The organism is Microcystis sp. LE19-41.2A (assembly GCF_027530405.1).
Taxonomy (GTDB): domain Bacteria; phylum Cyanobacteriota; class Cyanobacteriia; order Cyanobacteriales; family Microcystaceae; genus Microcystis; species Microcystis aeruginosa.
Window position 1 is genome coordinate 1 of the sequence record NZ_JAPZQJ010000652.1, and the last position, 1848, is coordinate 1848.

1 protein-coding gene is annotated in these 1848 nt (G+C 46.7%); it reads right to left on the bottom strand.

Annotation, left to right across the window (positions count from 1 at the left end; all coding sequences use genetic code 11):
* Positions 1–230 precede the first annotated feature (230 nt).
* Positions 231–1658: a UDP-N-acetylmuramate--L-alanine ligase gene (gene murC / locus O9290_RS26985; protein WP_002760708.1), complete on the bottom strand. Its 1428-nt coding sequence runs from the start codon at positions 1656–1658 to the stop codon at positions 231–233.
* Positions 1659–1848 lie beyond the last annotated feature (190 nt).

A 1848-nucleotide genomic window follows, 5' to 3' on the forward strand; every position in this document is an offset into this window, starting at 1 on the left:
TTTTGGGTGTTGGGTGTTGAGGGTTGAGGTTTTAGGGTGTAGTGGGGAATTTAGCTGAAATTTCCCTATCTCCCTATCTCCCCATTTCCCCATTCCCTAGCTCGGGGTTGGGGTTTTAGGGTTTTGGGTGTTGGGTGTTGAGGGTTGGGGTTTTAGGGTTTTGGGGTAGTGGGGAATTTAGCTGAAATTTCCCTATCTCCCTATCTCCCCATTTCCCCATTCCCTAGCTCCTATACTCTAACTGCTAATTGTTCGCGGTAAAGAGTAAGCATTTCGGGGATAACTTGATTGAGATTGCCAGCGCCGAGGAACAGAGCTAGATCCCCTGGTTGGAGAATTTCTAGCAGGAATTGACTTAAAGAACTCAATTCAGGGTGATAGTAGGCGTTTTTATGGTGTTTTTTCACCTGTTCAGCCACTTGCTGCCCGGTGACGTGATTGATATTCACTTCCCCGGCACTATAAATATCCGTTAAGACTACCACATCGGCGGAACTGAAAGCGGCTCCGAATTCCTCCAAAAAGGCAGTGGTGCGACTGTAACGATGGGGTTGGAAAATAGCGATCGAACGTTGGTACTGTTTGCCTTCTACCTTTAATTTTGCCGCCGCTAAAGTAGCCAACAATTCGCTAGGATGGTGGGCATAATCATCAATAAAAGTAATGCCGTTTGCTTCTCCCTTGTGTTCAAAACGGCGTTTTGCCCCGGCAAAAGTAGCGATCGCATCGGCAATAACGGCAAATTCTAAACCGAGATAACGTCCGATGGCCACCACTGCCAAAGCATTACTAATATTATGTTGCCCGGGGATTTTCACTTCCATTTGTCCCAAATAACTACCCTTTTCCCAGACGGAAGCTTTCATCATTCCCTGTTCATAGATAATCTCGCTGACGGTGTAATCGGCACCTTTTTCGGGATCGAGACTATAACTAATCGTCGGACGGAAATGCTCGGCGATCGTGTCACAATCTAAACAAGCGACTAAAATCTGGCACTGATGGGCGAATTCATGGAAAGTATCGATAACTTCGCTTAAATTCTGGTAATGATCCGGGTGATCTAGCTCAATATTGGTGATTACGCCGATTTTCGGGGCGTGCTTGGTTAGGGAACCATCGGACTCATCGGCCTCTGCCACTAAAAAACGCCCTTGACCAAGACGAGCGTTACCTTCCCAAGCGTCCACCTCACCACCGACAATGATCGTGGGGTCTAATCCCGCTTCTAACAAAACGTAACCGATTAGGCTGCTAGTGGTGGTTTTTCCGTGGGTGCCGGCGACGGCGATACTGTCGTAATCAGCGATTAAAGCCGCTAAAACGTCGCTACGGTGAAAAATTGGGTATCCTAAGTCTCTGGCCGCTTGATATTCCTTGTTATGGTCATTAATCGCCGTGGAGCAGATTACTTGCGGAACTGTTTGGCTACTGTTTTGAGGGCCTGGAGAATGAAATAAAGCTAAATTATTTGCCTCTTGACGGTGGAAAATCTGCGCTCCCGCTCCCTGTAGCCTTTGGGTGATATGAGTAGGACGTAAATCGGAGCCAGACACAGGTAAATTGCGCTTGGCTAAGATATAAGCGAGGGCTGACATCCCAATACCGCCAATACCGATAAAATGGAAAGGTTGGCCGTTAAAATTAACTTTTTTCACTTTTTTCACTCCTCAGACCCACAATTATATAAGTTTTAAACTCGATCGGTAGTAAAGTCAACCTCATGATAGGGGCATTTGAGCAGAATTCCCAAGTGTTGCCCAGTCACCTTGCAACATCCTTGACGCAGAATTAAAATTTTTTCTCCCAATTCCCTTTTTTTGGGGTGTGGGGTGTGGGTGTGGGGTG